The organism is Streptomyces atroolivaceus, from assembly GCF_000717025.1.
Lineage (GTDB): Bacteria > Actinomycetota > Actinomycetes > Streptomycetales > Streptomycetaceae > Streptomyces > Streptomyces atroolivaceus.
Window position 1 is genome coordinate 58,440 of the sequence record NZ_JNXG01000006.1, and the last position, 23,842, is coordinate 82,281.

General features: G+C 68.5%; 20 protein-coding genes and 4 pseudogenes. 14 read left to right on the forward strand and 10 right to left on the reverse strand.

The window, feature by feature from the left end; translation table 11 throughout:
• Window positions 1-178: 178 nt before the first annotated feature.
• The gene (locus OO67_RS38570; protein WP_157841677.1) at window positions 179-361 is read left to right on the forward strand and encodes a hypothetical protein; all 183 of its coding nucleotides are present in this window, start codon (window positions 179-181) and stop codon (window positions 359-361) included.
• A gap of 1,238 nt (window positions 362-1,599) precedes the next feature.
• Here OO67_RS38570 and OO67_RS14990 read toward each other — a convergent pair.
• Complete coding sequence (locus tag OO67_RS14990) at window positions 1,600-2,328, reverse strand: TetR/AcrR family transcriptional regulator (RefSeq protein ID WP_033300513.1); 729 nt, start codon at window positions 2,326-2,328, stop codon at window positions 1,600-1,602.
• Window positions 2,329-2,414: 86 nt separating this feature from the next.
• On the opposite strand from OO67_RS14990, the gene OO67_RS14995 reads away from it, so the two are divergent.
• The 7 genes and pseudogenes from OO67_RS14995 to OO67_RS15030 all read left to right on the forward strand — a co-directional run bounded on the left by OO67_RS14995 (window position 2,415) and on the right by OO67_RS15030 (window position 9,344).
• Entirely contained in the window at window positions 2,415-3,356 is a 942-nt protein-coding gene (locus OO67_RS14995; protein ID WP_033300514.1) for a daunorubicin resistance protein DrrA family ABC transporter ATP-binding protein, read from the forward strand.
• Window positions 3,353-4,174: an ABC transporter permease gene (locus OO67_RS15000; RefSeq protein ID WP_051709409.1), complete on the forward strand. Its 822-nt coding sequence runs from the start codon at window positions 3,353-3,355 to the stop codon at window positions 4,172-4,174. Before OO67_RS14995 ends, OO67_RS15000 begins: the two co-directional genes overlap by 4 nt.
• Before the next feature lie 1,171 nt (window positions 4,175-5,345).
• A complete protein-coding gene (locus OO67_RS15015; RefSeq protein ID WP_033300517.1) occupies window positions 5,346-5,564 on the forward strand; it encodes a hypothetical protein in 219 nt (72 codons plus the stop codon).
• Window positions 5,565-6,219: 655 nt separating this feature from the next.
• Window positions 6,220-6,708, forward strand: a pseudogene (locus tag OO67_RS40805) (DNA glycosylase AlkZ-like family protein); the annotation flags it as partial.
• 458 nt (window positions 6,709-7,166) lie between these two features.
• Window positions 7,167-8,075 (forward strand): alpha/beta fold hydrolase, encoded by a 909-nt coding sequence (locus tag OO67_RS15020; protein WP_033300518.1) that lies wholly within the window; start codon window positions 7,167-7,169, stop codon window positions 8,073-8,075.
• Between the two features lie 21 nt (window positions 8,076-8,096).
• Window positions 8,097-8,972 (forward strand): Vgb family protein, encoded by an 876-nt coding sequence (locus OO67_RS15025; RefSeq protein ID WP_033300520.1) that lies wholly within the window; start codon window positions 8,097-8,099, stop codon window positions 8,970-8,972.
• A 123-nt stretch (window positions 8,973-9,095) separates the two neighbouring features.
• Window positions 9,096-9,344 carry a helicase associated domain-containing protein gene (locus OO67_RS15030; protein WP_033300522.1) on the forward strand — a complete coding sequence of 83 codons (249 nt, stop codon included), beginning with the start codon at window positions 9,096-9,098 and terminating at the stop codon, window positions 9,342-9,344.
• A gap of 387 nt (window positions 9,345-9,731) precedes the next feature.
• Here OO67_RS15030 and OO67_RS38575 read toward each other — a convergent pair whose 3' ends face one another.
• Together OO67_RS38575 and OO67_RS15040 are read right to left on the reverse strand one after the other, a co-directional pair.
• Window positions 9,732-9,929 carry a hypothetical protein gene (locus OO67_RS38575; RefSeq protein WP_157841678.1) on the reverse strand — a complete coding sequence of 66 codons (198 nt, stop codon included), beginning with the start codon at window positions 9,927-9,929 and terminating at the stop codon, window positions 9,732-9,734.
• A gap of 518 nt (window positions 9,930-10,447) precedes the next feature.
• Window positions 10,448-11,226: pseudogene (locus OO67_RS15040) on the reverse strand (NAD(P)H-dependent oxidoreductase).
• A gap of 138 nt (window positions 11,227-11,364) precedes the next feature.
• Here OO67_RS15040 and OO67_RS15045 point away from each other — a divergent pair.
• Complete coding sequence (locus tag OO67_RS15045) at window positions 11,365-12,213, forward strand: helix-turn-helix transcriptional regulator (RefSeq protein WP_033300526.1); 849 nt, start codon at window positions 11,365-11,367, stop codon at window positions 12,211-12,213.
• A gap of 241 nt (window positions 12,214-12,454) precedes the next feature.
• On the forward strand, window positions 12,455-12,952 hold the full coding sequence (locus OO67_RS15050; RefSeq protein WP_033300528.1) for a hypothetical protein: 498 nt from the start codon (window positions 12,455-12,457) through the stop codon (window positions 12,950-12,952).
• Between the two features lie 8 nt (window positions 12,953-12,960).
• Here OO67_RS15050 and OO67_RS40810 read toward each other — a convergent pair.
• Window positions 12,961-13,142, reverse strand: a pseudogene (locus OO67_RS40810) (ISL3-like element ISAzba9 family transposase); the annotation flags it as partial.
• Window positions 13,143-13,296: 154 nt separating this feature from the next.
• Between OO67_RS40810 and OO67_RS15055 the strand changes: the two are divergent.
• The 3 genes from OO67_RS15055 (at window position 13,297) to OO67_RS40465 (ending at window position 16,217) form a co-directional block, all read left to right on the forward strand.
• Window positions 13,297-14,430: a glycoside hydrolase family 12 protein gene (locus OO67_RS15055; RefSeq protein ID WP_033300529.1), complete on the forward strand. Its 1,134-nt coding sequence runs from the start codon at window positions 13,297-13,299 to the stop codon at window positions 14,428-14,430.
• Between the two features lie 245 nt (window positions 14,431-14,675).
• A complete protein-coding gene (locus OO67_RS15060) occupies window positions 14,676-15,782 on the forward strand; it encodes a lytic polysaccharide monooxygenase auxiliary activity family 9 protein (protein ID WP_033300530.1) in 1,107 nt (368 codons plus the stop codon).
• A 303-nt stretch (window positions 15,783-16,085) separates the two neighbouring features.
• Entirely contained in the window at window positions 16,086-16,217 is a 132-nt protein-coding gene (locus OO67_RS40465; protein ID WP_279626899.1) for a hypothetical protein, read from the forward strand.
• A gap of 329 nt (window positions 16,218-16,546) precedes the next feature.
• Here the strand turns inward: OO67_RS40465 and OO67_RS15065 are convergent, their stop codons facing one another.
• The 6 genes and pseudogenes from OO67_RS15065 to OO67_RS15090 form a co-directional block, all read right to left on the reverse strand.
• The gene (locus tag OO67_RS15065; RefSeq protein WP_033300531.1) at window positions 16,547-16,915 is read right to left on the reverse strand and encodes an STAS domain-containing protein; all 369 of its coding nucleotides are present in this window, start codon (window positions 16,913-16,915) and stop codon (window positions 16,547-16,549) included.
• Window positions 16,912-18,363: a PP2C family protein-serine/threonine phosphatase gene (locus OO67_RS15070; protein ID WP_244300191.1), complete on the reverse strand. Its 1,452-nt coding sequence runs from the start codon at window positions 18,361-18,363 to the stop codon at window positions 16,912-16,914. Before OO67_RS15070 ends, OO67_RS15065 begins: the two co-directional genes overlap by 4 nt.
• 336 nt (window positions 18,364-18,699) lie before the next feature.
• On the reverse strand, window positions 18,700-19,707 hold the full coding sequence (locus OO67_RS15075; protein WP_033300532.1) for a TauD/TfdA family dioxygenase: 1,008 nt from the start codon (window positions 19,705-19,707) through the stop codon (window positions 18,700-18,702).
• A gap of 123 nt (window positions 19,708-19,830) precedes the next feature.
• Window positions 19,831-20,748: a hypothetical protein gene (locus OO67_RS15080; protein WP_244300192.1), complete on the reverse strand. Its 918-nt coding sequence runs from the start codon at window positions 20,746-20,748 to the stop codon at window positions 19,831-19,833.
• A gap of 640 nt (window positions 20,749-21,388) precedes the next feature.
• Window positions 21,389-21,828 (reverse strand): annotated as a pseudogene (locus OO67_RS39755) (alkyl sulfatase dimerization domain-containing protein); the annotation flags it as partial.
• A gap of 95 nt (window positions 21,829-21,923) precedes the next feature.
• A complete protein-coding gene (locus tag OO67_RS15090) occupies window positions 21,924-22,583 on the reverse strand; it encodes a ScbR family autoregulator-binding transcription factor (protein WP_051709411.1) in 660 nt (219 codons plus the stop codon).
• Between the two features lie 538 nt (window positions 22,584-23,121).
• On the opposite strand from OO67_RS15090, the gene OO67_RS15095 reads away from it, so the two are divergent.
• Window positions 23,122-23,802 carry an HAD family hydrolase gene (locus tag OO67_RS15095; RefSeq protein WP_033300535.1) on the forward strand — a complete coding sequence of 227 codons (681 nt, stop codon included), beginning with the start codon at window positions 23,122-23,124 and terminating at the stop codon, window positions 23,800-23,802.
• The last annotated feature ends 40 nt before the right edge of the window (window positions 23,803-23,842 follow it).

Consider the following 23,842-nt stretch of genomic DNA (forward strand, 5'->3'; position numbering starts at 1 on the left):
CGGGCCAGCTCCGTCACTGACTTCACACTCAGTCAGCCCTCCACGGGCAGTGAGCCGGAACCGAAACCGAACAAAATCGCCACGCGGCTCTTCCGGACGAGCACAAGGCGTACCAGGAGCGGAGCGTGCGGGCCGCGGAGAGCGGCGGCGTCCCTGCGACCACGAGGTTCGGACGAGCGTGGGGCAGGGGTGGCAGACCGCCGTCACCTGGCTGAACCGACGAGCAGAAGCGGCTGTCCACCGACTCCGCCGGGAGTGCCTGGCCCTGTCGAAGACCGTGGCGATGCGTACGTTCTGGCATTGGCTCTCCGGGGAGAGTCTGGTGCGCCGCATAGAGCTCAGGGGCGGCAACTCGCTCTGAGACCGTTTCCGCGGATGAGGTCACGGCTACCACCTGACCTGGCGCTGCACATCTTCGATCTCCATCCAGCTGCCGTGCCTGCACGATCGGGAAGGGCTGCCCAGACTGTCGCCGAGCCGGTGCCGACTCCTGCGTCGCGGAATGAGTCCCTGGTGGTCTTACGTTCACAAATGCGGTCGCTCACCCCCCAGGGGTGCTCAAGCGGGATACCCCGGTGCCAAGTTCGGGAGAAGTCTGCGGTCACGGAGGGGGTGGCACACCCATGGCGGCAGTGTGCGCGGGCGCACTACAGCCCAGCACATTCGAATGCGTGTGCCCGTCAGCGGTCCACTCCCCGCAGCCGTCACCGTCGCACCGTCGGGCCAGGTTGGCCTCCTCGTCCAGCCGAGCGTGGAGGAACGTCACGAGGGCTTGACTCATGGGGTCATCCGCAATTTGTCAGTCGGCCCGGGAGGGCCGGGTGTGGCTGATGGGGTCTTGCCTTCAGTGGCTTGCCAGGAGTGGCCGCCCGGCTCTCCTGGGCGCCCTGGCTGCTGATTGAGATGTGCGCTTCGGTCGCCTCGGTCTTGCCGGAAATTGGGGCTGAACAACACTTGCCGGCCCACGCCGCCGCCGTCACTGCCGCCCTGGCACGGGCACTGGGCCTGGCGCCCACACAACGGCCAGCTTCCTGACCCACCGAGCGCACGTGCACGACGCCCGTCTCCCCCTCCGCCGTCGGCACAGGGCGCTGCGGACCTGCATCGCCCTCTTTGCTCCGTACGGCTTCCGGGCGACGTACCACCACCTCACGGCTCAGCGCCGCGATCCCACGGCGGCTGGAGGCGGGCCCGGACGCGCTGGTGCGGACGGTGGAGGAACTGCATGAGGCGCGGGTGCTGTGGCTCGCGCGAGCGGAGGAGTACGCCGCGCAACGCCGGGCGGAGAAGCGGGCGGGGCGGCGGGCTGTAGTGAAAACCCGCGACCGTGGTGGCTGCGGAGCTGGTGGGAGGGCCCGAACCGCGCCTGGTACGAAGACCCGTTTCGCCATCCATCGCTGCGGCTGCCTGAGTACGTCCGGCGACAGAATGCGATTCCGGACGGCGCCGGCCTCCTCGGCTGCCCCGCCTGCGGGGACGAAAGACCACTGGTGTCGGACTCGACCGGGCACGGCTGGGTGGAGCTGTGCCGTGGGTGCGCGTGGGTGCTGGCGCCATGTCCGTGCGGGCAGCGGCGCCGGTTCGTCCCGGAGACGCCGTTCAACTCTCGGCCGTTGATGGGAGGGCCGCGGCGATGCAGTCGAGGACGCGCTGGAGCCCGTGCCGGAACTCGTCTTCGCGGCTCAAGTGCGGCTGGCGCGCCTCCATCACGATCTTGGTGAAGATCGGGTACTCCCCGCTCTTCACCAGCCGGTCAACGTACGGGTGGCTCCGCTCCATCCATTCCGACTCGCTGAGCCCGCTGCGGCGGACTTCCATGGCCGCGCTGATCTCCTCACGGACGGTGCCCTCGACGTAGCTGTTCAGCAGGGCCACGAGGCCGAGGTTCTCGTCGATGGGGACGAAGGCGTCGAGCACCCCCATCAGCCGTTCGACCAAAAGCAGTTGGTTGGGGCCGAAGCTGGGGAGGGAGCGCTGCACGGTGGCGATCCATGGGTGCCTGATCCACATGTTCCGCAGCCCGTCGGCGTAGCGGGTCAGGTCGGCGCGCCAGTCGCCCGAGGGCAGGTCAGTGACGTCGATCTCGCCCATCACCTGGTCGGCCATGAGTTCAATCAGGTTCTCGCGGCTCGGGACGTACCGGTAGAGGGACATCACGCCGGCACCGATCTCAGCGGCGATACGCCGCATGGTGGCGGCCTCCAGCCCCTCGGCGTCGGCGATCCGGACGGCCGCCTCGGTGATCTTCGCGCGGCTGTGGACCGGCGTCGGCCCGTAGGCCGCGCGCTCGGGCCGCATCCAGATGTTCACGTACTCGGCGTCGGTCACCGTTCCACCTCCTTGGTTGCGTACATAGTACCCAGTCATTTAGCGTGTCCATCAAGACCGCGTACAAGGTACCCAGTGGAGGGGTTATGCCTGATCCGATCGTGGTCACCGAAGGGCTGCACAAGTCCTTCGGCGACACCCACGCCCTGCGAGGTCTGGACCTGAGCGTCCCGAGAGGAACGGTCTGTGGCGTGCTGGGGCCGAACGGCGCGGGCAAGACGACCGCAGTGCGCATCCTGGCGACCTTGTCCGTTCCCGATGCCGGGCACGCCCGCATCGCCGGACACGACGTCGTCCGCGAGGCCGGCAAGGTGCGCGCCAGGATCGGGCTCGCGGGACAGCACGCCGCCGTGGACGAGAAGCTCACCGGCCGCGGCAACCTGCGCATGTTCGGGCGCCTCTCCCACCTGTCCCGGCGCGACGCGCGCCGGCGGGCCGACGAGCTGCTCGAACGCTTCGACCTGATGGACGCTGCCGACCGGCAGGTCGTCGGCTACTCCGGCGGCATGCGCCGCCGCCTTGACCTGATCACCAGTCTCATCCTGCGCCCCAAGGTGCTCTTCCTGGACGAGCCGACCACCGGCCTGGATCCGCGCAGCCGCGGCGAGATCTGGGACAGCATCCGCGAGCTGGTGGCGGACGGCACCACGGTGCTGCTCACCACCCAGTACCTGGACGAGGCCGACCAGCTGGCCGACGACATCGCCGTCGTCGACCACGGACAGGTGATCGCCACGGGCACCCCCGACGAGCTGAAGGCCACGATTGGCGACCACCTCGACGTAGAACTCGAAGACCCCGCCGCCCTGGACACGGCGGCGACCGTGCTGAAAACCCTGGCCGGGACCGATCCCACGGTGACCGCGGACCGGCTGAGCGTCGCCCTGCCGGGCGGCGGCTTTCGGCTCTTCGACGTCATGCGCGTGCTCGACCGGGCCGGGATAGCCGCAGCTGACGTGCGGCTGCGCCGCCCCACCCTCGACGAGGTGTTCCTGCGCCTCACCGACCGGAAGGAACTGGTCCGATGACCGACCTCGCCCCGTCGCTGGGTCACCGCCTGCGGTGGACGTTCACCGACGGGCTGACTCTGGTCGGCCGTGAGCTGGGACGGCTGCGGCACGCTCCCGGTGAACTCGTTGCGGCGCTGATCTTCCCGGCCGTCATGGTCGTGCTGTTCGGGTACGTATTCGGCAGCGCGATCCAGGTGCCGGACGGCGGCGACTACCGCGAGTACCTCATGCCCGGCCTGTTCGCGATGGTGACCTTCTCCGCGTGGTTGGGGGTCATGACGCGGATGGCTGCCGACGCCTCCCGCGGTGTGATGGACCGGTTGCGCTCCATGCCGATGGCACGTCTGGCGGTGCCGTTCGGGCAGACCGGCGCCGACCTGCTGACCGGCCTGCTGATGCTGGCGATGATGGTGGGCACAGGCCTGCTGGTGGGCTGGCAGCCGCATCGCGGCCTGATCCCCACCGCCCAGGCGTTCCTGCTGATGATCGTGCTGCGGTACGCGCTGAGCTGGGTGGGCGTCTATGTGGGCCTGACGGTGAAAAACGACCAGGTCGCTGACGCGCTGGTGCCGCTGGGCCTACCGTTCACGATGCTGTCGAACGCGTTCGTCCCGACGGACGGTATGCCGGGCTGGCTGCGCTTTCTGGCCGACTGGAACCCGGTGAGCGCGCTCACCGCAGCCTCACGGGAGCTGTTCGGCAACCCGGGCGCCCTGTCCGGAGACGTGGCCTGGCCACTGGCGCATCCGGTGACCACCGTCCTGCTCTGGTCGGCCGCGCTGCTGGTGATCTTCGTCCCACTGTCACTCCGCGCCTACATGCGCCGAGAACGCTGAACGCTCCAGGCATCTGCCCCGCAGACCGATCGCCGCTCACCGCGCCAGAGCGGCGATCGACGACGCCGACACCCCCGATCGATGAGAGACCGCGCACCTCATACCGCATCGAAGGACGCGGACCACCGGAATCGCGCTGCCACCGACACCAACACCAACACCATGGAGACGCTATGAGCCTGTTCCGACTCGACGCCAGCATCCTTCCCGGCACATCCGACAGCGCCGAACTCGCCGACCTCGTGGAATCGGAGTGGACCGCAGTCCACCCCGACGCGCCGGTGGTACGCCGCCATCTGGGCACCGACCCGCTGCCCGCCGATGCCTGGGCACGCGCCAACACTGGCAACTTGACGCCAGAACCCGACCGCACTCCCGCCCAGCGTGACGCGCTTACCCTCGCTGGGTCGCTCACTGCGGAACTCGAGGCCGCCGAGGCGGTGGTGCTCGCCGTGCCGCTCGCCTCCGCGGGCAGAACTGACGCCTTCGGCGACTGCGGACGACCCCGGCACCGTCTTCGACGATGCCCGTGTCGGCTTCACCACCTGAACGCCCCTCCTCTGGATCACGACGGGCGCTGCGACCGACACCGCCGCGGGTATCCGGCCCGACGAACGCGTACTGGACGGTCCGCTGCGGCAATGGCGCGGCGGACCGTCCAGGTAGGACATGCGGTGGACCGGGCGGAGGGTCGACGGCTTGGACCTATCCGTGCAACTTCTTAGCCGGTCACCCGATCAGTGGCCACCCTGAAAGAGCTCAGTGGGCCTTGACCCCTGATGGTGGACCCACGAGACGCTGGATCCTGAGGATCAGAGAACGGGCATCTCGTGTTCATGAGGAACTACCCGCCGGAGGTCAAGGCGGACGCGGTCGCGCTGTACGAGTCGCGGCCCGATGCGACGGTCAGATCGGTCACCGCCGATCTGGGGATCATTTCGGAGACCTTGCGGATCTGGGGTGAGGGCTGCGGGGGCAAGCCGTCCTCGGGGGGGGAGCCGGACGCAGGAACCGGCTCCGCCGCCGGCCCCGCTGGAGGCGGTGAACGCGGCTCTGCGGAAGAAGGTCCGCGAGCTGGAGGAGGAACACGAGATCCTGCGGAAGGCCGCCCAGTATTTCGCCGGGGAGACGCGCCGGTGAAGGTCTTCCGCTGGGAGCCGGCCCGGCAGGTGTGCTGCTGCTCGCCGCGACGTCCGTCGGCGGCGTCATCGGCGGCCTCGTCGCCCAAAAGCAGTTCACCACCGCGCTCACCGTCCTCACCGGCTGCGCCGCCTTCGGCATACTGACCGCCGTGCTCCTCCCCACTCCCGCAGCACCCGCCAAGACGCGCACACCCACCGAAACCAGCGCGTCCGTTGACCAGACCGGCGAGGTACAGGCCCGCACATGACGCTCCCCCCAGCCACGGCATCAGCCTCTCTTCCCCAGGCCCGCCGCCTCGCCGTCGCCGCCAGCGGCATCCATCCCGCCGCCCTCCCCCAGCCAACCGTGGCAAGTGTCCTCAGCCGGCTGCGGATCATCCAGCTCGACTCCCTCAACGTCCTGGCCAGGGCCCACCAACCCACCTTCACCAGCCGGCTACCCGCCAGCACGTCCGATGACGTCGACGCGGCACTGCGCGAGCCCCCCACCCTTGGCCTTCGAGTACCCGGCCCACGCACAGGCCCTGATCCCGCTCGAGGACCGGCCCTTGTGGGCCTTCCGCCGCCGCGCCACCCGCCGCCGCCCCGAATACCCCCCACCAGCCGAACGCGACCGCCTTCTCAACTTGATCCGCCCACACGGCCCCCTCGCCCAGCAAGAACTACGCCCGATCGGCGAGAAGGCAAGTAACGGCTGATCCTGGGGCCCGACCAAACAAGCCGCCGAGTTCATGCTGTGGGCCGGCGACCTCATCTGCGTCAACCGCACCACACGCTGGCAACGCCTCCTCGACCTCCCCGAACGCCACCTCCCCGCCCGCCTGAACACCGACGCGACAGCCCGACAACGACTGCCTCACCACCCTCCTCACCACCGCCGGGCGCGCCCTCGGCGTCGCCACCACCAGCGACCTCGCCGACTACCTACGCATCTCCACCCGCACCGCCACCCAGCTCCTCCCGAGCACCCTCTTGCTCCCCGCCACAGTCCCCGGCTGGAACGAAGCAACCTGGACACACCCCGACGCCCTCGCCGATCCCGGCAAGCCGGATAGCCAAGCTGTCTTCGTCGGACCCTTCGACAACCTGATCTGGCACAGACCCCGCACCCAACGCCTCTCCGGCTTCACCCACACCCTCGAGGCGTACAAACCCACGCACCGGCGCATCAACGGCTACTACGTCTGCCCACTTCTCGCCCACGATCAACTGATCGCCCGCGCAGACCTCGCCCGAACCGGCCGCACCCTCACCATTCACCACACCACAACCGAACCCCATGCCCCACCCGAAGCCCCCGGCCTCTTCCACCAGGCGTGCACCCGAATGATCACCAAGACCGGCCTCAACGCATCACAGGGCCCACACAACCCACGAGCTGGGCATTGTTGACGCGCGGCTCTCAGTACTGATCGTCTACGCAGGGAGCCGGTCAGGGCGCCCCTTTGAACCCCCACACAGCCTGAAAGCGAGGACTTCGCGATGCCCGCGCCGGTGAGGTCCCGCTCGACCGCCGCGGTGTACGTGGCCGGAGGGGCGGACGGAAGCACCACGCGGGCGCACGGCAACCGCAACGCGCCCCCGCCTTCGAGTTCGGTCACTGGTCCGATCGTCACGCCCGTCCCGCCCTCCCGGAACTGCCGCAGTAAATGCGTACACCTCGCCCCTGCGGCCGGAATGGCCCGCCGCAGGTCGCGATGATCACGGTGCAGGCTCAGCCACAGTAAATCCGGTATTCACTGCGGCAGGAGTGTGCTCCGCTCTCGGCGGCCTGAAGGAATCCTCACCCCGCGCCGACCTCCTGCGAAAAGCAGTTGCGCTTGTTGGCTTCTGGTCGTCAGGGTGCAGTGGTGATCGGAACGGAGATCGAACTCCCCGTCGTGGACGGGGTCCTTTCGGGTGTGGACTTCGGCGGCCACGGTGAGGGGGTTCTGCTTGTCCACGGCAGCGGACACAACGCTGCCGCCTGGGCGGATGTGGCGTCCCGTCTGGTGAGCGAGTGTCATCCGATCGCCATCGACCTGCGTGGCCATGGGCAGACCCGGCTCGACTCCAACGGCCCCGAGCAATACTGGCGAGACATCGGTGGCGTCGTCACCGCGCTGGGTTGGGACCGCCCCGTGCTGGTGGGCCATTCCACCGGCGGGTACGCGGTGACGGCTGCCACTGCCAGTGGCATCGTGGAACCGGCCGCCCTCTGCATCGTGGACGGCATGGTGCTCGATGACCGTAACGCGTCACTCGCCGAGCATGCCGCTGCGCGGACCACCGAGGCGGCGGACCGTTTGCGGACGATGTTCCGCTACGGCTGGGAAACGAACGACGACCAGATGCATGCCTATGTCGAGCAGTGCGCGCGGGAGGCCGAAGGGGACTGGCTCAACGCCGGAGCACGGCACGAACTCGTCGAAGAGGTCACGCGGCGCTCATTCCTGCACCGCGACCATCGGTGGGTACGGCGTCCGGACATCGAGGAGATCGCGACTGTCATCGCCGTGGACCCCGACGCAGAAGTCTTCCCGAGCATCGAGGTGTACGACCGCCTCACCTGTCCGATGACGATCGTGCTGGCCGAGCATGGTTTTTACGCCTCGCGGCGCGACGAAGTGCGTACCGTCGTCGATGCCGTCCCTGGCCGCCGACTGACCGACATCAGCTCGAACCACAACGTCCCCATGACCCGGCCGGCTGACCTCGCCGCGATCATTCTCGACCTGGTGCGAGACCGAGCTGCGGCACCGGTCGGGACCCTCGATTGATCCCCTCTCCAAGGAGTTGCTGTGGCCGTAAGCGAGATGTCCGTGGCAGACAAGGGCGCTGGGCCGTACGGCATCGCGGCCGGACCTGACGGCGCACTGTGGCTCACCTTCGTGCACAGCGGCCGCATCGCGCGCCTCACCCTCGACGGCGAACTCAACGAATACCCCCTGGAATCGCCCGAGTGCCGCCCTACGGTCATCACCCCCGGGCCCGACGGAGCACTGTGGTTCACCCGGTCCCAGGACCACCGGATCGGCCGCATCACCGCCGACGGTGAAACGGACTCCTTCCCCGTGCCTACGCCCGACAGTGGGCCCTTCGGGATCACCGCCGGTCCGGACGATGCGATGTGGTTCACGGAGATGAACACCGACCGGATCGGCCGCATCACCAGCACGGGAGAGATCACCGAGTTCGTCCTTCCCTGTACGGGCGCCTATCCCTCAACGATCACCGCAGGCCCTGATGGGGCCCTGTGGTTCACCCTCAACCAGGCGAACGCGATCGGCCGCATCACTGTCCACGGAGACACCGTTATCCACCCGCTCCCCACCCCGAGCGCTGCACCCGTGGGCATCACCAGTGACGGCGCCGCCTTGTGGTTCGTCGAGATCGCAGCTGGCCAGATCGGCAGAATCTCGGTGGACGGCGCGATCAAGGAGTTCCCGCTCCCTGACCGTACGGCCAAACCCCACGCCATCGTCGCGGCCTCCACCGGTGACTGCTGGTTCACCGAATGGGGAGCCAACAGCATTGGCCACATCACCGGTAGCGGCAAGATCGCCGAGTACAGCTTGCCGTCACCGTCGTCCGAGCCGCACGGCATCACCCTGGGTCCCGACGGCGCTCTGTGGGCCGCCCTTGAAACGGGAGGGGTCGCGCGACTTGAACCGTAGCCTCGGGACGAAGAACCTCCCACGCCGGAGCACCGCGCACACGTTTCGAGCACGCTCAGGAAACCGGCGACGCCCAGGTGCCCTTGGACGCGTCCGTGGAGCTGGGCGAGGACGGCATCACGTATGCGCTCTATCACCGCGGTGCACGGCAGCCTCGCCAGCCCGAAGAACGCCGTGATGGACGGGGTGGCGGTCGGTCAGTGGCTCGCCAATCGTCACAAGGCCGACGGGCTCGGCAAGGATCAGGAGCGGGCCACGCAGCGGCGGGCCGCGCTGGAGGCCATCGCCCCGGACGGTGCCCGGAGTGGTCCGTCGAGTGACAGCGCCACTACGCCACCGCACGCGCCTTGCTCTCCGAGGAACGAGGGCTGACCGAGGTGCTGCCGGGGGCCGTCGTCCACGGCTGCGACGTCGGCGCACGGATCAACCGGCAGCGCGAACACACCGTGTGCGAGAACCTGCTCCCCGAACAGCGGCAGCGGCTTCAGGGTCTCGGGCTGACACCTCTGCCCGCCGCGCCGGCCAGGGAGAAGGCCGGGCCTTCGAGCGAGGCGTCCTCGCGCTGGAGCAGTACAAGAACCGCACCGGGACCGTGGCGGTGCCGCGAGCCCACATCGAAACCGTGGTCGTCAACGGCGAGAAACACCCCCGTGAAACGGGGGGTATTTCTCACGAACAGCAAGACCCGCAGGGCCAAGCTCGCCGCCGACAAACTCGCCCATCTCGCCGCCCTCGGACTCGAGTGGACGGCCTGACAGATCAGCGCGACGCCCGCCCTTGAAACTGCTTCGGGGCGGGCGTCGCGCCGCTTCCGGTGTCGGTGTCGGGCTCGGCGGCACGGGCCAGGAAGCGGGCGTTTCCGTGGTCTGCGCGGGCCAGCAGCGCCGCAGAGGGCGCACCGAAAGGATGCCGGCCGGAACGGTCGGGCTCGGCTTTCGTGGCTGCGGATTCACTCATCGACGCTCCCCCGCTCGCGTGTCCTCGCGGCCCCGCTGTGAAGGGCCGGTCGGCCCCGGCCGTACTGCGTCCCGTCATGGGGACCGGGGCCTGTCCCGCACACTCCATACCGGCACGGACTGAGCGAAAGCGCAGCCCGGCTGGACAGGGACGTTCCGCGCATCGTGGGCACTGCCCACAACCGCCCAGAGCGACGCTGTTCGATGTTCACAAGAATGAACAGCGCTTTGTCTGCAAGCGACCACGGCCCGTAAGCGTGCTTGTGTCCGGGAGGGGCGCCGTCATGCCAGTCTCCGAACCGAAGGCACAGGGGTGCACCGCCCCGAAGGAGGGCGGCGCAGGCCGATTGCAGTGACGGACGTGACTGACTGTCAGGCGCGGCTCGAGGCCGGCTTCGATGCAGCTGCGGAGCGGGGGTGGCCCGTGGTCGAGAGCAGGTAGCTGGCTGCCACTGTCACCACGGCTCTCGTACTTCTCTCGGGTCCGCGCCTCAGCTCGTCCTGTTCCATCTCTGGCGGTCAGCCGCGCACGTGCAGCCCGAAACCCGTGCGGCCCGCCGGTTCCAGTCCCTCCTTCAGGTGCAGCGAGGGGATCTCGTAGTCGCCGAAGTTCTGCTGCCGGAACGCGATCGGCTCGGTCGACTCCAGGGTGAGCAGGCGCTGTTCCCAGGCCTTGGCGATGTCCGGGTAGTCCTCGGTGGTCGTCCGGTCGGCGCCGTACAGCACGAACGGCGGCAGCACCTCGATGCCTGGGTAGTAGAGGATTCCGTGGTGGATCGGGAACAGCAGATCGTCGATGGGCCCGCTGATCCCGCGAGCGGCGTAGTGCGGCTCCAGGCCGCCGACGGTCACCGACAGCACGGCCTTCCGGCCCGCGAGGGTGCCTTCGCCGAAGCGCTCGCCGTACCTGGTGTCGCTGTGCTCGCCGACGCCGTACGCGAAGTGGAAGGTGAACACCCGGTCCACCCAGCCCTTGAGGATCGCGGGCATCGTGTACCACCACAGCGGGAACTGAAAGATGATCATGTCGGCCCACAGCAGCTTCTCCTGCTCGGCGCGGACGTCCGGCGTGAGCGTCCCGGCGTCGAAAGACCGGCCCGAGTCCCGGGCGATCTTCAACGGGCTCGATGCGTCGGGCCGTAGTCCGTGGCGTCCACGACCGCCTTCCAGTTCATCGCGTACAGATCACTCACCCGTACCTCGTGCCCGGCGTTCAACAGCGTGGACACCGCGAGGTCCTTCAGCGAGCCGTTGAGCGACTTCGGCTCCGGGTGGGCGTAGACGATGAGCGTCTTCATGGGAACTCCTTCGGATCGGATGCCTCCGATCCTGGACGCCCCGCCGTCCGGTATTCAGAGGCTCCTCATCCATCGGACGGGACTTCCTGGTAACGGCAGGACCACCCTCACGGCCCCCGCCGAAGCCATACTGGGCACATGGACGATCTCGCGGGCTTCCTGCGGACCCGGCGTTCCCGGGTCGACCCGGCGGCCGCCGGCATCCCCACCGACAGCCGCCGCCGGGTCGAAGGGTTGCGCCGCGAAGAGGTCGCGCACCTCTCCGGAGTCAGCGTCGACTACTACGTACGCCTGGAGCAGGGCCGCGCGACCCAGCCCTCCGAGCAGGTCCTCGACGCCCTCGCCCGCGTCCTCAACCTCGACGAGACCGAACGTGGACACCTCTCCCGGCTTGTCCGACAGCGCCGCCACCACGCGAAGGCACCGAGCGGGCGGGTCCGGCCTGAGCTGCTGCGCGTCCTGGACCTGGTAGGCGACGCACCCGCGCTGATCATGAACCACCGCATGGACGTACTCGCCGGGAACCGCCTCGCCGGGCTCCTCTACGGCCGCCCGATGCCGGGCCTGAACACCGCCCGGCACATCTTCCTCGAGGAAGCCGAGCGCGGCCTGTACGCGGGCTGGGAGAACTGCACCCTCGACGCGGTCGGGCACCTGCGCCTGGCCGCTGGTAAATACCCCGAAGACCCCCGCCTGGCCTCACTCATCGGCGAACTGGCGATGGGCAGTGAACGCTTCCGTCGCCTCTGGGCCCGCGCGGACGTGCGCGCCCGCACCCATGGACGCAAGGCGTACCGGCACCCTCTGGTCGGACTGCTGGAACTGCACCATGAAAACTTCACACTGCCGAACGAATCAGGCATCGAGCTACTGGTGCTGTACGCGGCCCCTGCCAGCCCCGCCGAGGACGGACTACGCCTGCTCGCCAACTTGGGCGCTGACAACGGCAATGCACATCCCCCAGTGAACGCCCAGATCCGCGAGTAACTCAACGCCCCCCACCGCCGGAAACCCTCACCACGCAAGAAGCCGGGATGGTGTAGGCCGCTGCCGAGTCTTCTGGACAGTTCAATTCCTGTGTGCGGCAGGGTGCCTCCCAAAGTGCTGTCCCTCTGCTGTCCATTTTCAGGTTCTGGTCCAACTTCTGTGAGCTCTTACGCTCTGTAACCTGTCGGGACCGGGTGGCCCTTCGTGGCTGGTTGACAGATCCGTTTGGGATCATGCCCGTATGGACTTCGACCTCGTCCCACCGACCGGCGTTGGCCCGTTGCGAATCGGTATGACTCGACACGCGGCCGATGCGGCGCTGGACTCTCTCCGCGATCTCTTCGCGATCTCGGAGTCTGATCGGCCGGGGCAGCACATCTTCCGTCCCAGTGGGCTGATGATCAGCATCCACTGCGTGCGCGACATGCTTGAAGCCACCGAGCTGGGAAGGCCGTCGTCCCAGACGGACCGAGTGTTGTTCCAGGGCGTGGACGTATTCGCGCTTCCGGCCCGCGAGGTTGTCCGGCGCGTCGGGGAGTTCACCTCGATCGAGGAAGATCCTGACGACGATGCTTCATTTGTCGCCCCGGGCTTGCTGTTGAGCTTCTGGCGTCCGTTCGCAGCCGACGATGAGCCGGAGGAAGCGCAGGGCTACTACTTCAGCTCGGTCCTGCTGGCTCGGCCTGGCTACTACGACACCCCCGCTCAGGCTGCCGAGCGACTCCAGCAGAGATCGTGACAGTTCCGTCAGGATGCCAGCAGGACTCGCTTCCGCAAGATGCCGAAGCCGGCCCGGCCGTACATCTGGCGCTTGATCATTTGGTCCGGTTTACGTGGCCTTCGACGATGCCGGAGCTCCACGGCAGCGTCAGGCCGGAAAGGCGGAACAGATAGTGGAATGGTCCCCTGGCCTGCCCCTCCAGAATCCGTTTGCTGCATTACGTTCCGATGGGTTGTCAGGGACACATTAACGCTCCTACAGTCCCTACGAACCGCGGGTGGGAGCGCTCCCAGGTCACGACGGCTGGGCGCTCCCGAATCCCTGATCGCCCCACCCGGTCATCCCTCCTGGAGAGGCCCCGCATGCGAGCGTCACCGCACAGCCCCAGAACCTCGCGCAGCCTGCTCGGCGCGCTGCTCCTCGCTCTCGCCACCGTGGCGGCCGTCCTGGCCGCTGCTCCGGCGGCCCACGCGGACACCCTGATCTGCGAACAGTACGGTTCGACGACGATCCAGGGCCGCTACGTGGTCCAGAACAACCGCTGGGGTACCAGCGCCCCCCAGTGCGTCACCGCTACCGACAGCGGCTTCAGGGTGACCCAGGCCGACGGCTCCGCCCCCACGAACGGCGCCCCGAAGTCCTATCCATCGGTCTTCAACGGCTGTCACTACACCAACTGTTCGCCCGGGACGAATCTCCCGGCGCAGGTCAGCGGTATCGCCAGCGCCCCCAGCAGCATCTCCTACGGCTATGTCGGCGACGCCGTGTACAACGCGTCGTACGACATCTGGCTGGACCCCACGCCCAAGAAGGACGGGGTGAGCCGCACCGAGATCATGATCTGGTTCAACAAGGTCGGCCCGATCCAGCCGATCGGCTCGCAGGTCGGCACCGCCTCCGTGGGCGGGCGCACCTGGCAGGTGTGGACGGGCAGCAACGGCTCCAACGACGTCATCTCCTTCGTCGCCCCGTCGGCCGTCGCCAGCTGGAGCTTCGACGTCATGGACTTCGTCCGGAACACCGTCTCCCGCGGCATGGCCCAGAACAACTGGTATCTCACCAGTGTCCAGGCCGGCTTCGAGCCATGGCAGAACGGTGCCGGGCTCGCGGTGAACTCCTTCTCCTCGGCCGTGAACCTCGGGACTCCGGGCACCGGCGATCCGGGTGGGCCCGGGGACCCCGTGACGGCCTGCAAGGTGACCTACGCGACGAACGTCTGGACCGGCGGTTTCACCGCCGACGTCACGGTCGCCAACACCGGTTCGACGCCCGTCGACTCCTGGAAGCTGTCCTTCACCCTGCCCTCCGGGCAACGCCTCACCAACGCGTGGAACGCCACCGTCAGCGGGGCGTCCGGAGCGGTGACGGCGACCGGCCTCGCGCACAGCGCCCGGATAGCGGCCGGCGCCAGCCAGACGTTCGGTTTCCAGGGGACCTACAGCGGCACGTTCTCGCAGCCGTCCGGATTCAGCCTCAACGGCGCCCGCTGCGCCTGAGTCCGTCACGCGGCCACGGCCCGCCCCCTCACCTCCCCGCAGTACGGGGCGGGCCCCGCGCTCCCTGCTCGCCTCGCCGCCGAGCTGCCCCGGCCCACCGCCTCCCCGGTCCGCGCACGGCACCCCAGATCCCTCGCCCAACAAGGCGGGCGCCTTCCCCGCAGAGCGAGGGTTCCCTCATTGGACGGTGACAGAAGCAGACAGGCGCCATCGGAAGAAGTCCCCACACAGACACAGGAGACACCATGGCTCGACGCAAGAGACAACTTGTTTCCCTGGCGGCGGTGTTCGCGACCCTGCTCGGCGGAATCGCCCTGACCCTGCTCGGCCAGGGCAACGCGCAGGCTCACGGCGTGGCGATGACTCCGGGCTCGCGTACCTACCTCTGCTGGCTGGACGCCAAGACCAGCACCGGCTCCCTGGACCCGACCAACCCGGCGTGCAAGGCCGCGCTCAGCGAGAGCGGCTCGACGGCGCTGTACAACTGGTTCGCCGTGCTCGACTCCAACGCGGGTGGACGAGGGGCCGGTTACGTCCCGGACGGAAAGCTGTGCAGCGCCGGCGACCGGTCGCCGTACAACTTCACCGGATACAACGCCGCCCGCTCCGACTGGCCCCGGACGCACCTGACGGCCGGCCGGACGATCCAGGTCAAGCACAGCAACTGGGCCGCGCACCCAGGCTCCTTCCGGGTGTACCTGTCCAAGCCCGGCTACTCGCCCAGCACCGAGCTGGGCTGGGACGACCTGGACTTGATCGAGACCGTGACCAACCCGCCCCAGACGGGCTCCCCGGGCACGGACGGCGGCCACTACTACTGGGATCTGGACCTGCCCTCGGGCCGCTCGGGTGACGCGGTGATGTTCATCCAGTGGGTGCGCTCCGACAGTCAGGAGAACTTCTTCTCCTGCTCCGACGTCGTCTTCGACGGCGGCAACGGCGAGGTCACCGGCATCCGGGGCTCGGGCGGCACCCCGAACCCGACGCCCACGCCGGACCCCACGCCGACCCCGGACCCGACCCCCACGCCGACCGACCCGCACAGCGGGTGCATGGCCGTCTACCGCGTGACCAACTCCTGGAGCGGTGGGTTCCAGGGGTCCGTCGAGGTCATGAACCACGGCGCGACGGCGCGTGACGGCTGGGCGGTGAGGTGGACACCCGGCGCCGGAGCCAAGGTCAGCAGCGTGTGGAACGGCGCGCTGACCACTGGGTCCGACGGCACGGTCACGGTCAGGAGTCTCGACTACAACCGGTCCATCCCACCGGACGGCAGCGTCACCTTCGGATTCACAGCGACATCGACCGGCAACAACCTCCCGGTCGGCTCGATCGGCTGCGTCACCCCGTAGCCACTGACAGAGGCAGCGCCGGCTCCCGCATCCCGGGGAGCCGGCGCTGTCGTGCTTCCCTGCGGACAGGGCCACCGCGGCGGCGTGCGGCGGGCGACACCGCCGCCAATGTGCGTGAAGATCCTGGTGGACCCCGTACGTGCCTTCCCCAGGGGTGAGGTCGCCGGCCGTGATACCGCACACGACCTTCAGGTCGCCCGCGGTGAGACTGCCGGGGTGCGCGCGTTGGCCTTCTCCCGGAGTCGGCCGACTCCGTCCGGTCCGAGGTCCTCGAGCGCTACGAGGAATTTCTCGGACGGTGTTGTGGCGAACTCGTCCGCGTCCCTGATGGTGCAGGAACTCCTGCCGCTGGCGGTGTACTGCCGGGCCGTACGTGACAGCAGCAGCAAGGTGTGTCCCGCTGCGGGCCGCGCGGCGACCGGCGTGGTGACGTAAGGCGAACCGGGAAGGTGGAGAGTTCGTGCCCAGAAGAACCGAGAAGGCCCTGGCTCCAGGAAACTGGAGCAGGGCCGTTCGACGTCTGATAACTCCTAACGAAATGATCTTCAATTGGTTGAATCACTCCCGGGCGTTGATCCGGGGGTGCGGGGGGGGCTCGGCCGAAGCCGCCGCGCCGATGTGTGGCGCTCTGGCAGAGCAGCCGAGCGCGCGTCGCGATCAGTACGTAGGTCGCGGCGCGCGCTCGGTCATACCCCGCGCGCTCGGCCGTGACGCTGTGCCGTGCCAGGCGAATTCGCGAAACCGGTTGCGCGCGTGAGGGGATTTCAGGCGGTGGAGCGGTGGCCCCGGCGTGCCACGAGCGCGGCATCGGTGCTGGGGTAGGCGGGCAGGAAGGTGTCCATCCCGGTGACGCTGAGCAGGCGGCCCAGCCGTTCGGGAATGGCCGCCAGGGTGAGGGAGCCTTCGGCGTCCTTGGCGCAGCGCCAGATACCGATGAGGGCTCCCAGCCCAGAGGAGTCACAGAAGGTGACGCCCGTCAGGTCGGCGACCAGGTCGGGATGTCCCGCCGCGATGAGGTCCAGGGCGCGGGACCGTACGGCGGGTGCGGTGGTGATGTCGAATTCGCCGGACAGTGCGATCACCGCCAAGGGGCCGTCGGTGTACGGGACGTCGATGTGGAATACGTCGGTCATGGGCGTCGGTTCTCCTGCCCGGCGGCGACGTCGGCGGTAGGGGCGGCGGCGCTGTGAGCGGTGGTGGTGATGCCTGCGGGAGCGGCACCGGGGGTGGGAACGGACAGGGCCAGTAGGGCCACGTCGTCGCGTTCGGTGTCAGGGAGTGTGTCCAGCAGTGCGACGGTGTCGTCGATCAGGACGCCGGCGCTCACCGGTCCCCGCCGTCGGGCCAGGAAGTCGGTCAGGCCCGTATCGGCGAGCATGTGGCCTTCAGAGGTTCGGGCCTCGGTCAGCCCGTCGGTGTACAGCAGCAGTCCCTCGCCGGGTGCCAGGTGCAGGGTGCGTGAGGCGAAGACGGCTTCGGCGAACGCGCCGACCAGCATGCCGCCCTTGGCGCGGGCCGCTTCGACTCGCACACCGCCGTCCTCGGTGGGGCGCAGGTGGTAGGCGGGCGGGTGACCGCCGGTGGCCAGCGTGACCGTGAAACCGCCGTCCCCGGCGGGGTCCAGCAGGCCGAAGACGGCGGTGCAGAAGCGGGTGCCAACCGCCGCGTCCAGCAGCAGCGCCGTGTTAAGTGCCTTCAGCGCGGCTGTGGGATCCGCGTCGACGAGGGCTGCAGCCCGCAGCGTGTAGCGGGTCAGTGAGGTGACCGAGGCGGCTTCAGCGCCTTTCCCGCACACATCGCCCAGGAAGAAAGCCCACCGGCCTCCGCCGACGGGGAAGACGTCGTAGAAGTCGCCGCCCACCTCCTGCGGGGATGCGGTCTTGTAATGGCAGGCCAGTTCCAGCCCTGGTACCGCGGGCAGTGCGGGAGGCACCAGGGTGCGCTGCAGGGTCGAGGCGAACGCGGCGATGGCCGCCCTGTCCCGCTCCGCACGCTGCCTGGCCTCTTCCTCCGCCTGGCGTTTGTCCTGCTCGACCTTGCGGCGCTCCTGCTCGACGCGCACCACGTGCAACGCCGAGAGCCTCAACTCCAGTTGGTCACACACCACGGCGGCCAGGTCCCCGAGGGCGGAGGCGTCGACCTCACTGATCTCGCGGGGGCGGGTGTCGAGGATGTTGACCGTGCCCAGCCGGTAACCGTCCGCGGTGATGATGGGAGCGGCGGCGTAGAACCGCACCCCCATCGGGCCGGCGACCAGCGGGTTGGAGCAGGCGACCGGGTCCAGCAACGTGTCAGGGATGACGGTGGTGTCATCGGCCAGCACTGCCGAGGCGCACAGCCCGGGATCGCGGCCGATCTCGGTGACGCCTTCCAGGCCGTGCGTGGCCTTGAACCAGATGCGGTCCTCGTCCACGATCGTCACCGTGGCCACCGGCACCTCGAACAGCCGCGCGGCCAGAGCCGCGACCCGGTCGTATGCGCCGTCCGGTGGGGTGTCGAGGATGTCGTAACGGCGCACCGCCGCCATCCGCGCCGCCTCGACCGATGCGACCAGGGGATCGTCCAGTGCTATCGCAGGCACGCTCGCTTGTTCCGGCATGTTCCTCGTCTCGCTCATCCCCCCAAAAGGCACCGACCAGACAGCCAGCACCCCGGGCACTCTACCGACCGCCTCCTCGTCACCCGATTTCGCGACGATCTGGCGGGGAAACAGTGACCGAAGCACCGAACGACGAGGCGGTACACATCGAGGCCCGAAGCACGGCGGCTGTGGCCATCTGTCCCGGATGCGGGAGCTGGTCGCGGCGGATCCACCGCCCTCGCCTGCCATACCTCGCAGCGCGCCGACTGAGGGCCTCCCAGAACCGTTGTCGGCTTCGACGAGGGCAGCAGCGGTGCCTGTCTTCTTGCAGGCTGGTCACCGGGTGAGTATGTGGCCGTCGTGGGGGCGGTGGTCGCGGGAGCGGCGCAGGTCGGTGGTGACGTAGGTGCGTTGCAGCCAGCGGTCCGCTCCGTCGTATCGGGGGTGGAAGGCGGTGCGGCCGTGGACGGTGACGCGGTTGTCGAGGACGACGAGGTCGCCGGGTGTCAGGCGCAGGGTGCGGGAGGTCGCCTCGCAGGCGCGGCCGAACTCGGCCAGGGCGGTGGAAGCCCGAGGGGTGAGCGGGGTGGTGACGAGCTGGGCCATGCGTATGTCGGGATCCTCAGCTGCCCCGGACAGCACCGGTCGGGGCTTGGCATCTGCCTGGCTCGCGTCGGCCTCGGAGGCGAAGGAGGGAGGTGGTGTGGTGAGGAACTCAGGTGCGAACAGGGCCTGGCGGCTGGCTGGAGTGAGGTGCGGCAGGACTTGCCGGAGGCCGGCGACCCGCATCCCGGCGATCTGGTCGTGGTCGGCGCGCAGGCACAGAAAGGCCACGTAGTCGGGTGGGTGGGGATGGAAGCCGTTCTCGGTGTGGAAGGACAGCGGCACCGATCCGGCGTTGCCGTGGAAGGTTTCCTGCCCAGGCACGGGCACGACGTCCTGTACGAGGGCGCCGGATTTCTCAGCCAGGTAGGCGAGAGGCTCTCCGAGTCCGCAGGCCACCATGGTGAGCATGGCGGCCGGGATGGTGGCCTGGCGCTGGACCGAGCCGGGTACGGCCGGTGTCGGGGGCAGGGCCGCCTGGTCGACGGGCAGGCCGCTGATCACCAAGGTGCCGTTCGGGCCGGAATGCCTGCGAAACCGGCGTATCTCGCGGCGTAGTAGCAGCGGAAGCTCCTCCCAGGAGTCCCGGGCGTGTGCCACCCATTCGGGGCTGTCGACCTGGGTGCGCCCGTCGCTGCACAGAGTGCGGGCCAGCCGTTCGCACGCCTCTGTATCTGCCGGACCCAGGTCCCGGTCGGCGACGACGGTGCTCTGGGTGGTGTGGGGCGGCGTCTCGGGCATCAGGGTCTCCTGCCGGGGTGGTGTGGGCGGCGGTGGCGCAGATCACAAGTGGCGCAGGCCGTCCACGGCGTCGGCGATGTAGGGGTCCCCGAAGCGGATCAGGGAGGCGTACTGGGCAGCGCGTCAATGGCGCATGAGGCGTAGTTCGGCGACGGCGTTGTCGGGCCCCTCGGGTTTCTGGGCGATGGAACGGTGCAGATGCACCATCGAGTACGCGAGGGTGACGTGCCGTTCACCGTCGATGATGTCGGCTTCCAGGAGAGCTCCCCGCGCCTCGGCCAGCTCCGGTGACCGGGCCGCCAAATGCTCGTAGGAGTCGGGAAGCACCGACAGCAGGTCCTTCATCGCCGCCCGGAACAGCTTGTATCCGCGGTGTTGGCGCCCGCTCAGCGGGACCTCCACAGACGGAGGCGCCATGGTCTGGCGTATCGCCGCCATGTAGTAGTCGGCCGGGATCGTACTGGCATGAGTCATGGCCGCAGGGAAACCCCGCACGTACACCGTCGCATCTGCCAGCCGCGCCAGTGCGGCGTCATTGTTGCCGTGCCGCACATGACCAGCGGCGTCGGCCACGGCGACCGCAGCGCAGACGTTGAACAGGACATGGGCCTGGTGGCCGATGAGCCATCGAGCGTGCCACACGTCCTTCAAGGACGCTCCCGTACCAGGCTCTGGAACGTTCTCCGGCGGGGCAGAGGCGAGGTCGGGGCGCGGCGTCGCGCCGGTGAGGTCAACCACCGCCTGACGCATCCCGGCTAGCTCCAGAGCAAGGTCCCCACCCGACAGCGGAGCTTCACACAGGTCTTCCAGAGCGCGGTGGACGACCAGGACGCCGTGGAGGGCGGCTTGCTGATCGGACAGCTCTCCTTCACGGACTCGGAAGAAGGACTGGCTGATCGATTCGGCGGGCAGTTCCTCACCGACCACAGCCGGAGCCTGGTCCGACAGCACGGCTACCAATTCGCTGGCAGTAGAGGCGGCGCGCCGCACTGCGAAGGTCCGCTCGACAGCTCTGGCGTGCGTCGGCACCCTCTCCAGCACGCGCACGGCCTGTTGCGCCGCAGCATCGACTCGTGGTCCTAACACCGGAGCGGGTTGCCCGCCTCGGGGCTCGCGGAAGACAGCGACAGCGGGATGACCGACAACCGGTGATAAGCCCATAGTCACAGTATTTCGCCATGGACACTTCACCTGAACCCTGATCTACGCCATTTCTGGACGGCGCAAAAAGGCCGGGTCAAGCGTTGCTCCGGCCGAAGGCACCCTGGATGGCCGAGCAGCTGGCACCCCAGCCCGCGACGGCGGCCTGACCTGCAGAAATTGCACTGTGAGGAAGGACGCACCCAGTGCCCTGAGTGCCCCAGTCGAATACTTCGGCCTCACCGTCCCGAGAACGCCGGTACGACCCGCGGTGGCCGTCGCCCAGGCCAATCCCCTCAACAGGCTCCGACGGCGTCCCCTCGGTCGATTGCTTGTCCCCGCCGGTTGCCCAGGTGACCGGCGGTCCCGGTGTATGGAAGGGCGCCAGCGGTCAGTGGGATCAGCGGGTGGTGGGGGCGGCGTTGAGGAGGTAGGACGGCCGGGCTGTCTCGCGACGGGCGGACATGCCGGGCCAGGGCAGCGCCGCCCGCTTCCCCTCGACGGCGCCCACCACCAGCCAGCCCCACCACCCCGCAGCAGGCGTCAGCGCGGCAACGATGTCGGGGGCTCCTCGGGAGGGGGTGCCGAGTACGCCGTCACGTAGCTCCGCGGCGCCCATGAGGTAGAAGTTGCGCCACGGGCCGCACTCCGCCCGTTGCCCAGCCGTTCGAAGGCCGAGGCCTGCAGGGTGCGGGCGTCCGCGTGCTCGGGCTGGCCGAGCACCTCCGCGGTCCAGCGCAGGTCACCGGCTTCGAACGACGCGCGGGCCTTGTCGACCACGGCGTTCGCCCCGCCCATGAACGTGGCGTACCGCTCCGCCGCCTCACACGGAGGGTGCTGCCACAGGTGGGCGGGGTTGCCGTCGAACCAGCCCATGTATCTCTGGTAGACCGCCTTCGCGTTCTGGCTGAGTGAGCCGTAATAGCCGTGGACGCGCCAGGCACGCTCCAGGGCGGGCGGGAAGCGCAGTTCCTCCGCGAGGGGCGTGGACCGCCTGGCTCGAAGCTGCGGGCGCCGTCCACTCCGCGCCGGTGTCGGAGGACGCCGGCGCCGAGGCCGACGAGTGCGGGACCTCGTCAGCCGCGACGCGGAGCCAGGTCCTCCGGCAGGGTAGGAATCCGCCCCCGAGCACGCGCGAGCAGAACGGCCGGCTCCGGCTCCGCCTGCAAAGACTTGAGCATGAGCAGCCACCACTGATCCAGCCGCACCGTCCAGTTCGGACCGCCCGGCATCTCCTCGTTCAGCGTGCAGAGGCCGAAGAAGGAGTACACGAGCGCCACCGCCGCGGACGACGGTGCGACCCCGTCCGCCAACTCACCTCGTGTGCGGGCCTGGGCGAGAAGCCGGGTGACGGCCAGGGCCCATCCGCCGAACGGCGTGGGTACGGGGGACTTCATGGTGCGGCGCTCCGCCCACAGGCGCGCGCCCGCGCGCGCCACGACGTCCTCACTGAGGGACCGTGCGACACCGAAGCTGAGTACGACCAACTTCTCCAGCGGAGGGATGTCGGGCGCGGAGTAGGGAGCCGCGAGTTGTGGCCAGGTAGCGAACTGCTCATGGATCACCGCAAGCGCCAGCTTCTCCTTGCTGGAGTAATGGAAATAGATCGCTCCACTCGTTTTTCCGGAGTGATCACTTATGTCATTGACACTCGTTCCCGCATATCCTCGTTCGATAAATAGATGTGCTGCTGATTCGAGCAGCTCTTTACGGGTGGCGCGGGCCCTGTCCTGCACTTCAGTTCCACTTTCGTTCGTATGTTCCAAAAGTTGCGATGAGGGCGCTAGCACCTCCGCCTGGAGAGCTCGACCACAGCGCGAGGAAGATCCTATTATTCTTCGACCGCGCACGCTTGGGGCCGACTTCCGTGAATTCGCTGCCTGCTGTGCAGAATCGTTTCGCAGGGAGTCTGAACGTCACCCCGGCCGGTACGGCGTCGCCCCTGGAGGCCGTCGCTCATCAGGCCAATTGCCTGTTCTCCGTGGAGCAGTCCGCACCGCGCGCGAAGGAGGCGGCCATATTCTCTGGAATATTCGCGTCACTCGAAATGGTGATTGCGGAGTTCGGAGGGCCAAATTAACGTAATGACTACGATGTTTCGGAGTCGGTCAAAAGGGACGGTCGCGTCTCCCTGACGCGCACGAAAACGTCACGTCGCGCATGAGTGGTGCGGCCACGCACACTTCCGCTTCATTTCCCCGAATGGATGACCCATCCAGGCACCCGTCTGCGCCTGTGCCGCCGGTCGGCGCAGCCTCTGAGAACGGCAGTCACATGACAGTTCATCCCATCCTTTCCTGGTCCCCGTCCGCCATCGTCTTCGACTGCGACGGGACCCTGATGGACACCGAGCGACACTGGCAGGAGGCCCGGAATGTCACTTTCCGGGTGTTCGGCGTCAAACCGCCGGCCGGCTTCGCAGACCGGGCCAAGGGCGTGCACTTCACCCAGTGCGGAACGCTCATGGCCGAGGAGGCCGGGAAGCCGGACCTCGTGGACGACTTCACGGACACGCTCCTCAGCACCTTCACCGCGCTGGTCGACCAGGACCCGGTCACCATGCCCGGAGCCGCCGCCCTGGTCCGGCTGGCCGTCGGCCGTGTCCCTCTCGCCGTGGCGAGCAACTGTCCCCGGACGATGGTGGAGTCGTGCCTCGAGCGGGCGGGGCTCCTCCGTTGCTTCGACCACGTCGTGGTCGCCGGCGAGGTGCTACGGCCGAAGCCGGAGCCCGATGTCTACAGGGAGGCCGCGCGTCTCTGCGGCGTACCGCCCGAGCAGACCCTGGCCGTGGAGGATTCGTTCACCGGCATGCAGTCCGCACGGCGGGCAGGTCTCCGCGTCATCGGGATCGGACCGTGCCCACCGGGGCTGGAGGCGGAGCAGGCCGATCTGTGGGTCAAGAGTCTTGCCGAGGACGAACTAGTGTCATGGGCCAGACACCGGATCGGCGCGTAGAGCGGCTCGGCTCAGCCGCGGACGCCGGGCCCTGGCCTGA